This is a genomic window from Rhizobium sp. CB3060 (assembly GCF_025200735.1).
Taxonomy (GTDB): domain Bacteria; phylum Pseudomonadota; class Alphaproteobacteria; order Rhizobiales; family Rhizobiaceae; genus Rhizobium.
The window spans coordinates 335557-353006 of record NZ_CP104158.1 but is presented as its reverse complement, the minus strand read 5'-3'; the positions used below and the strand labels follow the sequence as shown (position 1 = coordinate 353006).

The following is a 17450-nucleotide window of genomic DNA, read 5'->3' as shown; positions in this document are numbered from 1 at the left end:
ATTACGCCATCTGCGGCATGGGAATAGCATTCGATGTCGTTTACAGCATAATCACTGGCGAATATCAGGGACCGATTCCTCATATTTTTATCTATTGAGCACTCAACGAAAGTGTGTGGAAATACCATATAAAGTCATATGGAATGCACAATTTTTCCATGTAATGCTAATATGCAGATGATTCTAAACTCGAACTTTTAAAGGTGACCCGACCCTTGGCCATTCTCGCCCGTATCGCAAATGATGTGCAGCTCATGTTCCGGCGTCCGCCGCGACAGCAATATGCCGCGCTCTGCTATCGAGTGAGAAAAAAGACGGGTGAGTTGGAACTGCTGCTGCTGACCAGCCGCGATACCGGTCGCTGGGTGATTCCGAAGGGCTGGCCGATGCCGGGCAAGCTGTCGCATGAAGTCGCGGCTCGCGAAGCCTTCGAAGAAGCGGGCGTGCGCGGCACTGTGGAAACCGAGCCGCTGGGCGCCTTCAGCTATGACAAGGTGCTGAAGGACGGCATCCAGGTGCCCTGCCGGGTTCAGGTCTATGCGCTCGATGTCAGCGATCTCGCCAAGAATTTCAAGGAAAAGGGCGAGCGCACGATCGAGTGGGTTTCCTGCAGCGAGGCGGCCCAGCGCGTGCGCGAGCCGGAGTTGCGCGACATCATCCTCGCCTTCGAGCGGCGAATGACGGCAAGACTTGTCACAGCAGCGGCCCAATAAGCCGTAACATACTCCCATCACACTATACTGAAATAATTACCAGACATTGCGCGGCCTGCCGGGCAGCGTAAAACTATATATTTCGACTCAGAGAATGGCATGCCCGACCGACCGGCGAAACTGACAAAAAGGACGCTAGACAAGGACCTCGACAAACTCACCTATGTCGAGGATGCGGCCTATCATGTCACGAAACGGCTGGTCGCTCCCGGTATCGGCCTGATCTTCCTCGGTCTCGCCATGATCTTCGCCGGCATTCACATGCTGAACCAGCCAGGCGCGACGCTGGCCATCGCCGCCGTGGCACTCGCCGGCTACATGGCCATGAATATCGGTGCCAAGGACGTCGCCAACAATGTCGGCGCGGCGGTGGGCGCGCGTGCCATCACCATGACGCAGGCCCTGATCATGGCGGCGATCTTCGAAATTCTCGGCGCCGTCATCGCGGGTGGACCGGTCATCAAGACCATCTCCTCGCATATCATCGATACCGACCGCATCATCACCAGCGGCAAGCTCGCCTGGCTGATGATGGCAGCGCTGCTGGCCGCCGCGCTCTGGATCAACTTCGCCACCTGGCTGAAAGCACCGGTTTCGACCACCCACACGATCGTCGGCGCCGTTGTCGGCGCAGGAGCGGCCGCCGTCGGGCCGGAGATGGTCAATTGGCGCGTGTTGGGAGCCATCTCCGCCGGCTGGGTCGTCACCCCTTTCCTCGGTGGCACGATCGCCGCCGGCATTCTGTTTTTCATCAAGACCTTCATCATCTATCGCGACGACAAGATCGCGGCCGCCAAATACTGGATTCCCATTCTGATCGGCCTGATGGCCGGCGCCTTTACCGCCTATCTGGTACTGCAGCTCGCGCCCAAAGACACCGTCGCGGGCTTCTCGACCATTACGATCGGCGTCGTTGTCGGTTTGGCGATCTGGTTTTCTGCAAGGCCGCTGGTGGCGGCGCAGTCCGTCGGTTGCGAAAACAAGAATAGCTCGCTGCGCAAACTGTTCCGCCTGCCGCTGATCTGTTCGGCGGCGCTGATGTCCTTTGCGCATGGCGCAAACGACGTCGCCAACGCCATCGGGCCGCTGGCGGCGATCATACGCAGCGTCAGCCTGGGAGGCAGTCTCAGTGTCGTCGGGGGCGCTGCGGGATATACCGCGCCCTATTGGGTCGTGCTGATCGGTGGCTGCGGCATTTCCGTCGGGGTGCTGCTTTACGGTCCGCGTCTGATCCGCCTCGTCGGTGAGCAGATCACCAAACTCAACCCGATGCGGGCCTATTGCGTCGCGCTGTCGGCCGCTCTCACCGTCATCGTCGCCTCTTGGTTCGGCCTTCCCGTCAGCTCCACCCATATTGCCATCGGCGCGGTCTTCGGCGTCGGCTTCTTTCGCGAATGGTACACCAGCCACTCGAAGCGCCGCCTCGCCTATATGCGAAGGAAGGCGGAAACCTCGGGCATCGCATGGGGCGAGATGGTGGAAGCCGACGAGCATAATCCAGACGAAATCCACCGCCGACGCCTCGTGCGCCGCTCGCATTTCATGACCATCATCGCCGCCTGGGCCATCACCGTGCCGGTCTCGGCCATGCTTGCAGCCGCGGTATATTGGGCTATGGTCGCGCTCTTCATTTAAGGGATTACCCATGCGCGCCAATTTCCGCATGCAGCGGCTGTACGTGGTTTCGGATATCAAAGCGAATGCCGGCATCGAAGCCGACCGGGATCAATTCAACTATCTCGCCAATGTGCTGCGCATGGAGGACGGCGCCGAGCTGTTGATCTTCAACGGCCGTGACGGCGAATGGAAGGCCGGCGTTTCCTTTCCCTCGCGCAAGCGCATCCTGCTGACGCCGATCGAGGAAACGCGGCCGCAGCCAGCCCCTTCCGACCTCTACTATCTCTTCGCGCCGCTGAAGGTCGGACGGCTCGATTATCTCGTGCAGAAGGCGGTGGAAATGGGCGCCGGCCTGCTGCAGCCGGTGATGACGCAGCATGTGCAGGGCAAGATCACCAATCTCGACAAGCTCAAGGCCAATGTCATCGAGGCGGCCGAGCAATGCGGCATTCTCGGCATTCCCGATGTGGCGGAGCCCCTAAAGCTTGCCGATCTGCTGGCACGCTGGCCCAGGGAGCGCCGCATCATCTATTGCGATGAAGGCGATGCCGGACAGAACCCGCTGCCGCTCCTGGCGGAGATCAAAGAGAAACATCTCGCACTGCTGGTCGGCCCAGAGGGCGGATTTTCGGAAGAGGAGCGCGCGCTGCTGCGCAGCCTCGATTTTGTCACCGCCATTCCCTTGGGCCCGCGGATATTGCGCGCCGATACGGCGGCGGTAGCGGCCATGGCGGTCATTCAGGCGGCGATCGGGGACTGGAACTAGGGCTTCTTCAGGTCCAGATCGGCCTTTCAGCCGGCCAGCGCCAGCGCGGTCGTGACGATCAGCGTAGCCGCCAGGAAAATGTTTACGATGCGCGAAATGGTGGGGTTCTGAAGGAACCGCGACAGCGAGGTCCCGACCAGCAGCCAGCATAGATGAATGACGACAATCATCATGCTGAGCAGCGTTATCTTGATCACCACGTCGAGCGTGCGCTGATCCTTGAAAAGGCTGACGCCGGCAAAGACGGCGGCAATCGCCAGATAGGCTTTGGGATTGGCGACCGCCAGCAGAAAGCCGCCGGTGAAAGCGGGCGTGACGGCCTGATCACCGCGGCGGGCGAGCGGCGGAGCCATGGCGATCCTCAAGGCCAAATAGACGATATACACGGTGGAGACGACGGTTAGCGCCGACGCGCCATACGGCACCGAGAACAGGATTGCGACGACGCCGACCGCGACAGCCAGCAGCACGACGACCGTGCCGGCAATGAGACCACTGACGTAACCGATCGACCGGCGGAAACCATAGGCGGCGCCGACTGCCGTGGCGCTGATGGTGGATGGGCCAGGACTGCCCATGATGACCAGGGACGCCAGAAGCAGCGTCAGGATCGGATAAAGGCTGGTCAGCTCGAACATCGGTATGCCCTCAGTCATCAATAGAGGGGCAAGACTATTTCCGATGTGGCTAGGCGTCTTGAACGCTTGTGCAAGCGTGTCCGATATCGGCTACCGCCCCAGCGTCACTTCCAGGCCCCAAATCCTATTTTTTTGAACTGCTCTTGAAAGAAATTCACTTGCACCGTACCTCATTCCGCGTCAATCACCCTTCCTATTGGCCTGCGGCTTGCGCGGGCCTCCTTCCGAGATCAAGGTAATACCATGGCGCGCGATACCACCGACCAGACTCCGCTCTCTTCGGTCTCGGACATGACGGCCTATTTGGCGGCCGGCAGCAAGTCGAAGGAGCAATTCCGCATCGGCACGGAACACGAAAAATTCGTGTTCTTCCGTGCCGACAACAGCCCTGTGCCTTATTTCGGCGATGCCAGCATTTCCGCGCTCTTGAAGGGCCTGCAGGAAAAGTCCGGCTGGGATCCGATCATGGATGGCGACAATATTATCGGGCTTGGCGAGCCGACCGGCATGGGTGCGATCTCGATAGAGCCCGGCGGCCAGTTCGAACTGTCCGGCGCGCCGCTCGAAACCATCCATCAGACCTGCAAGGAATCGAACCAGCACCTGGCGACATTGCGCGAAATCGCCGAGCCGATGGGCATCCGCTTCCTCGGCATTGGCGGCAGCCCGAAATGGACGTTGGCCGAGACGCCGCGCATGCCGAAATCGCGCTACGACATTATGAGCCGCTACATGCCGAAGGTCGGCACGAAGGGTCTCGACATGATGTACCGCACTTGCACGATCCAAGTGAACCTCGACTTCTCTTCGGAAGAGGACATGCGCCGCAAGATGCGCGTATCGATGAAGCTGCAATCGCTGGCGACAGTGTTGTTTGCCTCCTCGCCCTTCACCGAAGGCAAGCCGAACGGCCTCTCCTCCTGGCGCGGCGACATCTGGCGCGATACCGACAACCGCCGCAGCGGCCTGCTCGACTTCACCTTCCGCGACGATTTCGGCTTTGAAGACTACGTAAAGTGGGCGCTCGACGTTCCTATGTATTTCGTCGTCCGTGACGGACATTATCACGACTGCACCCATGTCACCTTCCGCCAGTTCATGAACGGCGCGCTGAAGGGCGAGATCGCCGCCTGGGAGCCGACGATGGGCGACTGGACCAACCATCTCTCCACCCTTTTCCCCGACGTACGCCTCAAGCGCTTCCTGGAAATGCGCGGCGCGGACGGCGGCCCCTGGCGCCGCATCTGTGCATTGCCGGCCTTCTGGGTCGGCCTGCTCTATGACGATGCAGCCCTTGCCGCCGCCGATGAGCTCACCAAGAACTGGACTTTCGAAGAGGTCAACGCATTGCGCGATGTCGTGCCGGTGCAAGGCCTGAAGGCCGGCATCAAAGGCCAAAGCCTGCTGGATGTGGCACGCGAAGTGGTCGGCATTTCCCGCACCGGCCTGAAGAACCGCGCCCGTGTGAACGGCGATGGCCAGGACGAAACGGTCTTCCTGGCGCCGCTCGACGAGGTGCTCGCCAAGAAGGGCACGCTCGCCGATGATCTTTTGATGCTCTATCACGGCCGCTGGAACGGATCGGTCGAGCCGGTCTTCGAGGAATATCAATACTGACAGCCGGATTCGGCTTGGATTGTTGCGGCGCACACCGGCAGAAACCGGTATGCGCCGTCTTTTTTCCCGCTATACTATCAGGATTGCATGCCTTCTGATTCCGAAGCGGCATGATTGCGAGGAAAGGGACTTCGATGCTGCCACTCTTCGACATGATGATGCAGGCACAGAACGGCGCCGCCACGGAGGCGATGGCCAAGCAGTTCAATCTCGCGCAGGAACAGGCAGCGAAAGCCATGGCGGCGCTGATGCCCGCCTTTTCCTCGGGGTTCAAGCGCAGCGCGACGAACCCCTATAATTTTATGGGTGTGATGCAGGACATCACCTCCGGCAGCTACGCCAAATATTTCGAGGATATGAGCAAGGCCTTCACGCCTGAGGGCGTTGCCGACGGCAACACCGTGCTGGCCCGCCTGTTCGGCTCCAAGGACGTGTCCCGCGCCATCGCCGAGCAGGCTGCGCAGATGACCGGCATCGGCCAGGAAATCTACAAGCGCATGCTCCCCGCCATGGCCGACACGCTGATGGGCGGCCTCTTCAAGGAAACCAGCGGCCAGATGCCTCAGATGGCCAATCCTTTCCTCAATACGGCGATGGGCGATATGATGCAGAATTGGCTGCAGACCATCGGCTTTGCACCGAAGCAGCAGCCGACGCCGCAGGCGAGCATCTTCGACAACCCGTTCACGCAGGCGATGGAACTGATGTTCGGCGCGCAGCAGGTCGAGCGCGAAAAGCCCGCCGCCGCCAATCCTTTTCTCGACAATCCCTTCGCCAAGGCATTCCAGGATATGATGCGCAACTTCCCGATGCCCTCCGAGCCGCCGAAGGAAGCGCCAAAGGCCAAGCCGGCCAAGCCCGCCACACCCGGCGTCGACATGGCCGCCTATACCGAGATGTTCAACGCCATGTTCGACAGTGGCCTGGAAGTGCAGAAGAGCTATCAGAAGAACATGGAAGCGATCTTCGATCACTATATGCCGGCGAACGATAAGCCTGCACCGAAACAAGGCTGAAGAGCGAAACCCATTCGTAGGCGATCCGTTCGCCACTGTTCGCAATTGCGCACAACCCGTGCGGATTGCACCCCGTTTTCATACACTCCGAGGGCATCTATTTCTATTTCATCTTGAAAGGAGATAGTCATGTCAAACATCGAACGATCTGGCAGCTTTACCCTCGGCGACCGCCGCGTCAAACGGCTCGGCTATGGCGCCATGCAACTTGCAGGCCCCGGCGTGTTCGGCCCGCCGAAGGATCACGATATGGCGGTGGCGGTATTGCGGGAAGCGGTTGCTTCCGGCGTCAACCACATCGACACAAGCGACTTCTATGGCCCGCATGTCACCAACCGGCTGATCCGCGAGGCGCTCCATCCTTACCGCGACGATCTCGTTATCGTCACCAAGATCGGTGCCCTGCGCGGCAGCGATGCATCATGGTTTCCGGCCTTTTCCCGCGAAGAAATGACCCAGGCAGTGCACGACAATCTCCGCAATTTGGGGCTGGACGTGCTCGACGTCGTTAACCTTCGCATCATGTTCGATATTCATCACCCAGCCGAAGGATCAATCGAAGCGCCATTGACGATCCTGGCTGACCTGCAGCGGCAGGGCCTGATACGTCATATCGGCCTGAGCCACGTCACGGCCAAACAGGTGGCGGAAGGCCAAGGGATTACCGAGATCGTCTGCGTGCAAAACCAATATAATCTGGCGCATCGGGACGACGACGCCTTCATAGACGAACTTGCCCGCGACGGCATCGCCTATGTGCCGTTCTTTCCGCTCGGCGGCTTTACCCCGTTGCAATCCTCCACCCTCTCGGATGTTGCCGCCCGCCTCGGCGCCACACCCATGCAGGTGGCGCTGGCCTGGCTGCTGCAACGCGCGCCAAACATCCTTTTGATCCCCGGCACCTCCTCTCTCGAGCACCTGCGGCAGAACCTTGCCACCGCCGAGCTCGTGCTGCCGGATCATGAGATCGCGGAGCTGGACCGGATCGCAAGCGTCGGCGCCGCGTAACGGGCAATTGGAAATGGTTTGGGGACGCCCTCGCTCGTGGCGGAACAAGGGCGTCCCTACGCCAATCCCACTTCCTCATTCTACGACCGAGATCTCCCTCGACAGTCCCGCAGGCAGTTCCAGCCGCCGCGATATCTTAATGCCCTCCAAAAAAACCTCATCGTGACTGACCACGAGAAGCGCGCCGTCATAGGCGCGCAGTCCGGCTTCGACCGCGGCGATCGAATCGATATCGAGATGATTTGTCGGTTCGTCGAGGATCAGCAACGACGGCGGCGCCGGTCCGCCGAGGACGCAGGCAAGCCCGGCGCGTAGCAACTGCCCGCCGCTCAGAGTGGATACGATCTGAAGTGCGGCATCTGCCCTGAACATGAACCGGGCGAGCGCCGCGCGGCAGGCATTTTCATCCGCTTGCGCGTTTATCCGCCGGAAATTGTCGCGGATCGACAACGACGGATCGAGAAGGCTTACCCGTTGGTCGAGCATGGAAACGGAGGTCATGACCCGAATCGTCCCGGCCCATGGCTGTAGCTCACCCGAGATCAGCCCCAGCAATGTCGTCTTGCCCGAACCGTTCTGACCGGTGACGGCGATGCGATCCGGGCCTGTAATGTCAAAAGAGAGATCGCTGATGATCGGCTGGCCTGGGCGATAGCCGGCGGTCACGCCGTCCATCTTCAGAACGACCTTGTTTGCGGGAAGTCCGGTCGGCGGAAGCCTGACGGACAGGGGCTGGAGGATTTCAATGCGCTCGCGAGCGGCGGCGGCGTCTTCGAGTGCCCGTGCGCGCCGATGTTCCGCGAGGCGGGCATTTTCACCGCCCGTCATCTCGCTCCGTTCTTTCAGTCCGCCCAGCATGATACGCGGAATGCCGCCCTTGGCAGCCTTCCTCTTGCCGGCACCGTCCCTTCGCGCCTGCCGTTCCAAGGTTGCCTGCGCGCTGCGGGCAACCTCGGCGACCCGCTTCTCGGCATCGGCGAGGTCGTGTTCGGCCGCCGCAAGCTCCAAGGTTTTGCGCTCGCGATATTGGCTCCAGTTGCCGCCATAGCGCGTCGCGCCGAGCGAGGTCAGCTCGACAATGGCATCCACCGTGTCGAGCAATTCCCGATCATGGCTGACGACGATCGCGCCCGCCCGCCAATTTGCGAGCAGTTCGATCACGGCCTTACGGCTGTCGCGATCCAGATTATTCGTCGGTTCGTCCAGAATGAGAAAATCGGGATTGGTGAAGATCAGCGCAGCAAGACCGGCGCGTGTACGCTGCCCGCCTGACAAGGCCTCGAGGCGGCTCTCGGGTGCGGCAGCGAGACCGGCACGATCGAGGGCGGTAGCGATGCGCATCTCCAGCGTCCAGTCCGCCGCAGCAAGCTCCTCCGCAGTCGCCTCGCCTGCTTCGGCACGGCAAAGAACCGCCAGCGCTTCGGTCGCCCCGAAGAGATCTGCCACGGTTTCGCCGGCCTCGACCTGGACGCTTTGGCGCAGGATGCCGAGACTACCGCTGAAGGATATCGCCCCGGATTGAGGCTGCCATTCCCGGCCAATAAGCTTGAGAAGCGTGGTCTTGCCGACGCCATTGCGGCCGATGAGGCCCGCACGCTCGGCGCCGAAACTCAGATCAAGATTGGAGAAAAGCGGCCGGCCGTCAGGCGTCGACCATGAAAGATTGGACAGAGTGATGGATGCAGGCATGGATAGGATATTCCCCGATGGCAAGGCGAGATGACGTTGCGATCGGGTTGAAATCCATTATGGCACACATCCTGTTGGTATGGCTGACGGGAGATAACCTAAGCAGTAACCGCTTCCGGTTCAAGGTGGAGCGTTAGAGAGCGTCGAGGAAATGAATAACGCGGCTCCATGTAAGGTCGGCCGCCTTGGCATCGTAATCGGGCAGGCTGGCGTCGGTATAAAGGTGGCCTGCGCCGGGATAGGTGAAGACATCGGCCGCGAGTTTTGACCGCGCGGCTGCGGATCGCCACGCGGCAACATCTTCCGCAGGCTCGAAACGATCCGGATCGGCAAGATGGACCTGTATGGGCGAGCCCTCGCGGGCGTTTTCCGGGATTTGGGCGATGCTGTGAAGGAAGAGCACGCCGGCGGTCTGGAGCCGCTTCGGCCAAAGGCTTGCCGCAACCGCCGCACCCATGGAGAATCCACCCAGAACCGTTGATGGCGGCAGGCCGGCCATTGCCCATTCTGCCCGCTCGCAGATGGTCGGCCAACCGATCTCATCCTTCAGCTCGAAGCCTTCGTCGATCGAGCTGGCGACCCAGCCGTCATAGAGATCGGGCGCGAACGCTTTGTGCCCTGCCGCCTGTAGGCGCTCGACAGCGTCCAGTTCGAGCGGGCGCAAACCATAAACGGAATGGAAGAGGATCACCGTTGCCATTACCACAGCCTCGCATTTTAGCTCGATCGTAACATAAGGCATTCGAAAGACATGGCAATTTCCCCGATCATCTTTCGACGGGGCGAAACAATTCTCCAAAAAGAAAAAACCCGGTGTCGGTTGGGAACCGAACACCGGGTAAGAGGCAGGGCTTATTGGCTATCACCCTGCGGGGAAACGTTTAACCGGCCTCAGCGAGTAAGGCCGAAGAAGCGCGTCCGGCGACGCGCGGAGTTGGTCAGATGGCTGGACGGATCTTCAAAGAAGGTCGACGTGTTGAGCGCCAATGTGACGTCAAGGCGCGTCAAGCCGATGTCCATCAATTGGCTGTCGTTCAGCTCACTCAGATAATTGATCTCGCGGCGGTTGCGGAGCGCGCGCCAGACGGATGCCATCTTATGGAAAGCAAGCGTCAGGCGTGCCGTCAAAGGCAGCGACGGCCTTGCGTGGCCGAGATGTAATGTCTGATCTGTCGTGCGCATTTCCATGGTCCTTTCGTTCAGGCACACGCTGGCCAAGCCCCTTCCCGGAGACCCGGAGAAGGAGCGAGGTTGGGAGGAATTCGGCAGGAGGTCTGTCGATTGGTATGCTGATTTGCATTGGGAAGATGCCAAATCCCTATTGATCAGTCCAACGAATGTTTCTAATGATAATTATCAAACTCTTTTATAGGTGAGATCATGGCCGCGCCGCTTGATATCGATCAGTTGCAGACCTTCATCGCCATCGTGGATTCCGGCAGCTTCACCAAAGCGGCTGACCGGGTCTTCAAGACGCAGTCGGCGGTCTCCATGCAGATGCGCCGGCTGGAGGAGCGCGTCGGCAAGCAGCTTTTCATCAAGGACGGCCGCGGCAACCGGCTGACGGCGGAAGGCGAAAAGCTGCTCAACTATGCGCGCCGCATCATCCGCCTGAACAATGAGGCGATCGCCGCATTCGACGACAACAGGCTCGAAGGCACGCTGCGCATCGGCACGCCGGACGATTATGCCGACCGCTACATGCCCGAGATCATCGGCCGCTTCGCCAAGACGCATCCGAATGTCGAGCTCTATATTGTCTGCGAACCTTCGGTCGATCTCGCCGAACGCATGCATCGCGGCGAGCTCGATATTGCGCTGGTGACCCACAATCCGCGCGAAAGAATGTCCGATGTCGTGCGCACCGAGCCGCTCTGCTGGGTCGGTTCGGCCAACCATCCGCTGCGCGACGATGCGCCGATTCCGCTCGCCGTCGGGCGGCGCGACTGTCAATGGCGTCAACTTGCCTGCTCGGCGCTCGATGCCGGCGGCCGCGACTATCAGATTCTGTTCACCAGCTGGTCCTGCACAGTGGTTGCCGCAGCCGTGCTTGCCGGCATGGCGGTCTCGGTCATGCCAGAATCGGCTCTACGCACCGGCATGAAGGTACTGAGCCAGGCGGATGGCTTCCCGCCGCTGCCGCCGGTGCAGATCGGCATCATGAAGCGGCCGGGCCTTTCGGTGTCGCTGATGAACGCCATCACCGCCCACATCTCCGCCTGCCTCGACAACATTACGCCGGCAGCGGTCGATGACGATCTCGAGGGCGACGTGAAGACCTTCACGCGCTACTATCCGCGCCTGCGCGCCGGACATATTCTGCCAGGCTGGTGATTTTGGAAGCTGGCCGCGTGCCCTGAGCTTAGTCCAGTAATCGGATGTCCCGCGCGACGTCGCTCATATCGTTGTCGAGCTGGTGATCCCTGCCCTCGAACACGCGGACCACAGCATGCGGAAGTGCTTTCGCATAGAGATGAACATGGGCGGTTGGCACGATGTCGTCGTCCGCACCGTGATAGAGATAGACGGGAATGCCGGGCGGGAGGCGTTCTGAGAAATCCTTGCGATCGTCCATGTCATCGCTCGGCCACCCTCCTTCACCGATAAAGGGCGCTGCGATTAAAAACAGTCCGCCAGGCCTGAATTTCGGCGGCTGCTCGGCAAGCACATGGATCAAGATCGTCCCGCCGATCGAGTGGCCCACCAGAATTGCTCCGTCCTCCAATAGGTCGAATTCGCTTATCAGCTCAGCCCGCCAGGCCGCGTAGTCAGGATCGTCCTCTCCAGGCATTTGGGGATAGCGGACGGCATAGGTTTCACCGAGTTCGCGCTCAAGGCTCGCCACAAGCTTGCTGTCCCAGCGAGCGTGAACGCCTTCGCCGGCTCCCTGAACGAAGATGATCTGCTTAGCCATGAAGGTATTTTATTCCTCGGACGCAGACCCGCGCAAGCCGTGTTGTCGTATTCCGAGGAATAGCTTGCCTAGTGCCTCTTGCCCATCGGCTCACCACTCGGCTCGGCAAATAGCGTCGCGCGGATCACCTGTTTCCATTCACTCAGCATGCGGATGGCAAGGCTTCTGTCGCTCATGATCGCGAGGCGAACGGAGGCACCGATCAAGTGGCTGAAGAGTTGGGCGCGAGCCTGCAGGTCGATCTGACTGCCAGCCGGAATGTGGGGTTCGATGCCCTTCAGGAAGATTTCGGCAACGCGGTTGCTGTGCTGAATATTCAGCCTCAAGAGATCCTGGTCCATCTCCGTTCCCAGCCACACGCCCATATAGGTCGGATCGCCGCGGAATTCGCGATAGTACCAGTCGATCACGCCGCAGACGAGATCGACGGCGTGACTAAGAGATTTCACGGCGACGAAGACTTCCGTCGTCTTTTGCTGAACGAGATCGGCATGGCGGTCGAACAGTGCGGTGACGATCGCAGCCTTCTCGGGAAAATATTGGTATACGGAACCGATCGGCACGCCGGCGACGGCAGCAAGTTCCGTCATCTTCATGGCGCTCACCCCTTTTTCCGCAATCAGGTGGGCGGCGGCCGACAGGATGACATCTACGCGGTGGATGCTGCGCTCCTGCTGGGGTTCCTTGCGGAATTTGATGCGGTCGGGTTTGTCCGGGCTCATGCATTTCCCATTTTATTGTCAATTCGGAACGACGCCGGGTACGTACGCCAGCTTTTATGCCACAGCCATATTCAATGCGCGTAAATGGGAAAAGTTCAATTTTAAGTGTCATGTATTGGGTACGGCCGCGACAGGCGTCAACGGCCGAAGGAATAGCTGCGGCCGCTGTCTCGTTCACTCCCTTGCCGCCGGCCGCTAGGCCAGATGCTTTTTCAGGAAATCGACCGTCCGGCCCCAGGCAAGATCGGCAGCCTTCTTGTCATAGCGGGCAGCCGAGGTGTCATTGTTGAAGGCGTGGTTGGCACCGTCATAGACGAAGATCTCGAAGGTCTTGCCGCTGGCTTGCAGCTCTTTCCGATAGGCATCAATACCCGCATTGGTGCGGTCGTCGAGGCCGGCATAGTGCAGCATCAGGGCGGCTTTGATATCGGGTACATCGGCAGCGGCTGGCTGCATGCCGTAATAGGCGACGCCGGCCTTCAGCTCCGGTGATTTGGTGGCGAAGCGGTTGATGACGCCACCGCCCCAGCAGAAGCCGATTGCGCCGACCTTGCCGTTGGAGCCGTCGAGCTTGGAGAGGTAGGCCAGGCTCGCTTCGGCATTGGCAACCGTCAGCGCCGCGTCGAGCTTGGCGAACATCTCGCGCGCCTTGTCCTCATCTTCCGGCGTGCCGCCGAGCGGCGACAGGAAGTCCGGCGCCAGGACAATGAAACCTTCCAGCGCCATGCGGCGGGCGACATCGCGAATATGCGGGTTGAGGCCACGATTTTCATGAATGACGATCACGCCACCGAGCTTCTCGCCCTCGCCCTTGGGTCGGGCGAGATAGGCTTTCATGTCACCGCCGCTGCCGGGATAGGTGACGTCCTTCGTGTCGAGACGGCTGTCATCGGCCGCAATGATCTCGGCGCTCGCCTTGTTGGCGGCAAGCAAGGGCACGATCATGGCGGCAGCCCCGGCCGAGCCTGCGAGCTTCGTCAGCTTTTCCATGAAACCGCGGCGATCGAGCGTCAGATGCGTGTATTCGTCATAGGCATTGATCATCGCCTGCGTCACGACGGGCTTGTCCATGCTCATAATGTGTTCCTCCTTGTCTTTCCCCGGCGGCCAGCATCCCAAGACAGGGCCGCCCGAGAACAAGATAGGTCAGGCGAGCACTGTGGGACCGTCAGTCAGGAACACAAATACGTTATCGCAGGTTGCTTTCCGCGAAAATGCAAGTCCCGTTAGGAGAACGTCATCCAGATGGCAAGCCAGACCCACATCCCGGCAAGGGCCACATAGCCGAGCGCGAAAAGCGGGCTGCGGTAGCGCAGGTCGTTGCTGGTGACGTGTACGTAAGCGTGAGCATAGCGCGAGGCGACAAAGATCCACGCCAGAATGACCGCGGCCAGATTGTCTGCCTGGGCGACGAACAGCGCAATGGAGCAAGCATAAAAGAGAATGGGAAGTTCGAACTGATTGGCGAGGCTGTTGCGCACAACCAGGCTTTCCGCCGGCTCATCGGCAGCAAGGTTCTCGCGAAACTGCGATCGTTTGATCTTGCCCGCCTTCACCGCACTTTGGCGGCGCAAGCCTAAAAGCGCGTAGAGAATATAGACAAGCACCGCATGGGCCACCATGGGCCAGAACATTTCATAGCCGGTCACGCCGCCAACTCCTTAGAGCAATTCCAGGAAAAGTGCGAAGCGGTTTTCCGTCCGGAATTGCTTAAAACAAAGGGATAGAGCGGGAAAGCGATTCCATGAAACGCTGAAACCGCTCTAAGGATTGCTGAGCGGCAGAACCACCGCTCAGGACGGCTTGGAACCGTCCGCAGACAGGTAGCGAAGAATTGCGAAACGGGCCAGTAGAATGATCGTGACGACCAATGAGAGGAATTTTAGCCGCACGACAATCGGCAGCAGACCCGAGAGCAGCGTCACGGTCCCGTCCGACGGCGTGGCCGGCGGATAGAGCAACAGGCCGGCGATATTTTCGGCATAGTCCATCACGCCATAGAAGACCGGTAGAGAAAAAATCAGGCTGACCGCACCAGGCGGGATCGGCCGCCCGAAGAAGATGCCGCTCGGCCGAACCAGCCGCAGCAGGCAGAAGAGCAGACCGCCCAGCACCAGCGGAAAGATGAGCTCCGGCCCGAGATACATGGAATGCAGGATCGCCGCCGGATCGGGATGATCCTTGAGGTAGCGCAGCATGGCTATGACGTCGTCGCGCTCATAGCCGCCGATGCGGACGTCCAGCATTTTCTCGCCGGCTGCGGCATCGCTGAATGCTCTGACGAAGCCGGCATAGATCCAGGCAAAAAGTGCCAGGGACAAGGCTGCCAGGATCGCCGTCAGGCCCTGCAAGGACCTGACGTTGCCCTGAACGCGATCTGCCATCGATCAGCCGCCTGCACCGGGATAGTTCGGGCTTTCGCGGGTGATCGTGACGTCATGGGCATGGCTTTCGCGCAGGCCGGCGCCGGAGATGCGTACGAAGGTGGCGCGCTCCTGGAACTCCTTGAGGTCGGCGCCGCCGACATAGCCCATGGCCGCCTTAAGGCCGCCGGCGAGCTGGTGCAGCACGCCCGAGACCGAACCCTTGTAGGGCACCTGGCCTTCAATGCCTTCCGGCACGAGCTTCAGCGTGTCGCGTACTTCCGCCTGGAAGTAGCGATCGGCGGAGCCGCGCGCCATGGCGCCGACGGAGCCCATGCCGCGATACGCCTTGAACGAACGACCCTGGTAGAGATAGACCTCGCCCGGGCTTTCATCCGTGCCCGCCAGCAGCGAACCGATCATGGCAGCGGATGCGCCGGCGGCGATCGCCTTGGCGAGATCGCCGGAGAACTTGATGCCGCCATCGGCGATAACAGGGATGTTCTGGTCCTGCGCGGCCTGCACCGCCGACATGATGGCAGCAAGCTGCGGCACGCCGACACCGGCGACGATACGGGTCGTGCAGATGGAACCGGGGCCGATACCAACCTTCACGGCATCCGCACCGGCGTCGATCAGCGCCCGCGTGCCGTCATAGGTGGCGACATTGCCGGCCATGATGCGGACCGAATTGGAGAGCTTCTTGACCCGGCTGACGGCATCGAGAACGCGCTGCGAATGACCATGGGCGGTATCGACGACCAAAAGATCGACGCCTGCATCGATCAGGCGCTCGGCACGCTCGTAGCCATCGTCACCGACACTGATGGCGGCTGCGGCACGCAGGCGGCCCTGCGCATCCTTGGAAGCGTTCGGATTGAGCTGCGACTTCTCGATGTCCTTGACGGTGATCAGGCCGACGAGGCGGCTATCGCCATCGACCACCAGGAGCTTTTCGATGCGGTGCTTATGGAGCAGACGCTTGGCTTCCTGCTGCTGAACGCTTTCCGTGACCGTCACGAGATTTTCGCGGGTCATCAGCTCGTAGATCTTCTGCGAGGGATCGGAAGCGAAGCGTACGTCGCGGTTGGTGAGAATGCCGACGAGGCGGTGCGACTTTTCAACGACCGGAATGCCGGAAATGCCGTGCGCCTTCATGAGGTTGAGTGCTTCGGCGAGCGTTGCGTCGGGGCCGATCGTGACCGGATTGACCACCATGCCGCTTTCGAACTTCTTGACCTGGCGGACTTCCTCGGCCTGCTGCACCGGCGTCAGATTGCGGTGGATAACGCCCATGCCGCCAGCCTGAGCCATGGCGATGGCGAGACGGCTTTCCGTCACCGTGTCCATGGCGGCGGAGAGGATCGGCAGGTTGAGTTCAATATCCTGGGCGATGCGGGTGGCGATATTCGTCTGGCCCGGCATGACCTCGGAGTGCCCCGGCTGCAGGAGCACGTCGTCGAATGTCAGAGCATCCAACCCGGTTGACGTTTCAATGATGCGTGCCATGGCCAATTTCCTTCGTCTGTGAAAAGCAGGATGGCTCCGGAACGAATCGTCCGCCGGGCGATCTTGCAAGTGTTGCTTGGAAGTTGGCGAGGGCTGGTAACACGTCTATGACAGGAAGGGAATAGGGAAAACGCCGACATAAGCTTCCCGTCACTAAGCCGGATACCCGACTAACCTCAGCGCTCTTCCGTAGAGGAGGCAATGGACCCGACCTTTCGCTCGAGCGCCTCTACGATGCGCGCCGATAGGGCGGGGTCGGAAACAGCGCGCGCCATGGTTACGCCACCGGACAGAAGCGCCAGGAGCGCGATTGCATTTTCTTCGCGTTCCTCGGCCGAGTTACCAGTCAAACCAGAAGCCGCTTCCTCTATGACCCGGCGCAATTCGACTTCGTAGGCAACCTTCGTATCGGCGTCGGCACGCATGACGTCGGGGGACAGACTTGGCAGGGCGCAGCTCTGGCCGAGCGCGCAGGTGCGCTTCGGCCCGAGATAGTAGCTTACGAAGGCCGGTAGCCAACCCTTGCCCTTTTGAGCTTTCAAAGTCGATATGCCCAGCCGCAGTTCATCCAGTCCCGACTGAACCGCTGCCCTGAAAGCTTCGCTTTTCGATTTGAAATGCCCGTAGAAGGCGCCGTTCGTGACGCCCGCCGCCTTGGTCAAAGCATCGATGCCGGAACCGCCATAGCCTTCCTGACGGAAAAGTTCGCCCGCCGCGTAGAGAACGCGCGTGCGAGTTTCGAGCTTGTGTTCAGTACTGTAGCGCATATCAACTTTCTTTAAGAGCGATCACTCTTTATGTTTGCATAGAGAGCGATCGGTGTGTATCAATAGAGAGCAATCAGTATTTATGTAGTATCGCCAACCAAGTTTTCAAAC

Annotated in this window: 18 protein-coding genes; 7 read left to right on the top strand and 11 right to left on the bottom strand. The window is 60.3% G+C overall.

What is annotated here, in order from left to right:
• The first annotated feature begins 215 nt into the window (after window positions 1-215).
• The 3 genes from N2601_RS01715 (at window position 216) to N2601_RS01705 (ending at window position 3096) form a co-directional block, all read left to right on the top strand.
• Entirely contained in the window at window positions 216-713 is a 498-nt protein-coding gene (locus N2601_RS01715; RefSeq protein ID WP_199773561.1) for an NUDIX hydrolase, read from the top strand.
• A 99-nt stretch (window positions 714-812) separates the two neighbouring features.
• A complete protein-coding gene (locus N2601_RS01710) occupies window positions 813-2348 on the top strand; it encodes an inorganic phosphate transporter (RefSeq protein WP_104822097.1) in 1536 nt (511 codons plus the stop codon).
• A 10-nt stretch (window positions 2349-2358) separates the two neighbouring features.
• Window positions 2359-3096 carry a 16S rRNA (uracil(1498)-N(3))-methyltransferase gene (locus tag N2601_RS01705; protein WP_104822096.1) on the top strand — a complete coding sequence of 246 codons (738 nt, stop codon included), beginning with the start codon at window positions 2359-2361 and terminating at the stop codon, window positions 3094-3096.
• A 26-nt stretch (window positions 3097-3122) separates the two neighbouring features.
• On the opposite strand, the gene N2601_RS01700 is transcribed toward N2601_RS01705, so the two are convergent.
• The gene (locus tag N2601_RS01700; RefSeq protein ID WP_245463926.1) at window positions 3123-3734 is read right to left on the bottom strand and encodes a LysE family translocator; all 612 of its coding nucleotides are present in this window, start codon (window positions 3732-3734) and stop codon (window positions 3123-3125) included.
• Between the two features lie 243 nt (window positions 3735-3977).
• Between N2601_RS01700 and N2601_RS01695 the strand changes: the two genes are divergently transcribed.
• The 3 genes from N2601_RS01695 (at window position 3978) to N2601_RS01685 (ending at window position 7375) form a co-directional block, all read left to right on the top strand.
• Complete coding sequence (locus tag N2601_RS01695) at window positions 3978-5351, top strand: glutamate--cysteine ligase (RefSeq protein ID WP_104822094.1); 1374 nt, start codon at window positions 3978-3980, stop codon at window positions 5349-5351.
• 134 nt (window positions 5352-5485) lie between these two features.
• A complete protein-coding gene (locus N2601_RS01690) occupies window positions 5486-6367 on the top strand; it encodes a DUF937 domain-containing protein (protein WP_104822093.1) in 882 nt (293 codons plus the stop codon).
• A 129-nt stretch (window positions 6368-6496) separates the two neighbouring features.
• Entirely contained in the window at window positions 6497-7375 is an 879-nt protein-coding gene (locus N2601_RS01685) for an aldo/keto reductase family oxidoreductase (RefSeq protein WP_104822092.1), read from the top strand.
• A 75-nt stretch (window positions 7376-7450) separates the two neighbouring features.
• On the opposite strand, the gene N2601_RS01680 is transcribed toward N2601_RS01685, so the two are convergent.
• From N2601_RS01680 to N2601_RS01670, 3 genes are all read right to left on the bottom strand, one after another.
• Window positions 7451-9064 carry an ABC-F family ATP-binding cassette domain-containing protein gene (locus N2601_RS01680; protein ID WP_104822091.1) on the bottom strand — a complete coding sequence of 538 codons (1614 nt, stop codon included), beginning with the start codon at window positions 9062-9064 and terminating at the stop codon, window positions 7451-7453.
• Window positions 9065-9197: 133 nt separating this feature from the next.
• Window positions 9198-9764, bottom strand: a complete 567-nt coding sequence (locus N2601_RS01675) for a dienelactone hydrolase family protein (protein WP_104824994.1) — start codon at window positions 9762-9764, stop codon at window positions 9198-9200.
• A 191-nt stretch (window positions 9765-9955) separates the two neighbouring features.
• Complete coding sequence (locus N2601_RS01670) at window positions 9956-10246, bottom strand: DUF1127 domain-containing protein (protein ID WP_104824993.1); 291 nt, start codon at window positions 10244-10246, stop codon at window positions 9956-9958.
• 198 nt (window positions 10247-10444) lie between these two features.
• Between N2601_RS01670 and N2601_RS01665 the strand changes: the two genes are divergently transcribed.
• Complete coding sequence (locus tag N2601_RS01665; RefSeq protein ID WP_104822090.1) at window positions 10445-11398, top strand: LysR substrate-binding domain-containing protein; 954 nt, start codon at window positions 10445-10447, stop codon at window positions 11396-11398.
• A gap of 28 nt (window positions 11399-11426) precedes the next feature.
• Here N2601_RS01665 and N2601_RS01660 read toward each other — a convergent pair whose 3' ends face one another.
• The 7 genes from N2601_RS01660 to N2601_RS01630 all read right to left on the bottom strand — a co-directional run bounded on the left by N2601_RS01660 (window position 11427) and on the right by N2601_RS01630 (window position 17339).
• Window positions 11427-11978 (bottom strand): alpha/beta fold hydrolase, encoded by a 552-nt coding sequence (locus tag N2601_RS01660; RefSeq protein WP_104822089.1) that lies wholly within the window; start codon window positions 11976-11978, stop codon window positions 11427-11429.
• Between the two features lie 68 nt (window positions 11979-12046).
• Window positions 12047-12700 (bottom strand): TetR/AcrR family transcriptional regulator, encoded by a 654-nt coding sequence (locus tag N2601_RS01655; protein WP_104822088.1) that lies wholly within the window; start codon window positions 12698-12700, stop codon window positions 12047-12049.
• Window positions 12701-12895: 195 nt separating this feature from the next.
• Window positions 12896-13771, bottom strand: coding sequence for a dienelactone hydrolase family protein (locus tag N2601_RS01650; protein ID WP_104824992.1), 876 nt, complete (start codon window positions 13769-13771; stop codon window positions 12896-12898).
• A gap of 155 nt (window positions 13772-13926) precedes the next feature.
• Window positions 13927-14349 (bottom strand): MAPEG family protein, encoded by a 423-nt coding sequence (locus N2601_RS01645; RefSeq protein WP_104822087.1) that lies wholly within the window; start codon window positions 14347-14349, stop codon window positions 13927-13929.
• 144 nt (window positions 14350-14493) lie between these two features.
• Window positions 14494-15084: a hypothetical protein gene (locus N2601_RS01640; protein ID WP_104822086.1), complete on the bottom strand. Its 591-nt coding sequence runs from the start codon at window positions 15082-15084 to the stop codon at window positions 14494-14496.
• Window positions 15085-15087: 3 nt separating this feature from the next.
• Window positions 15088-16572: an IMP dehydrogenase gene (guaB, locus tag N2601_RS01635; protein WP_104822085.1), complete on the bottom strand. Its 1485-nt coding sequence runs from the start codon at window positions 16570-16572 to the stop codon at window positions 15088-15090.
• Window positions 16573-16748: 176 nt separating this feature from the next.
• On the bottom strand, window positions 16749-17339 hold the full coding sequence (locus tag N2601_RS01630) for a TetR/AcrR family transcriptional regulator (RefSeq protein ID WP_104822084.1): 591 nt from the start codon (window positions 17337-17339) through the stop codon (window positions 16749-16751).
• Window positions 17340-17450 lie beyond the last annotated feature (111 nt).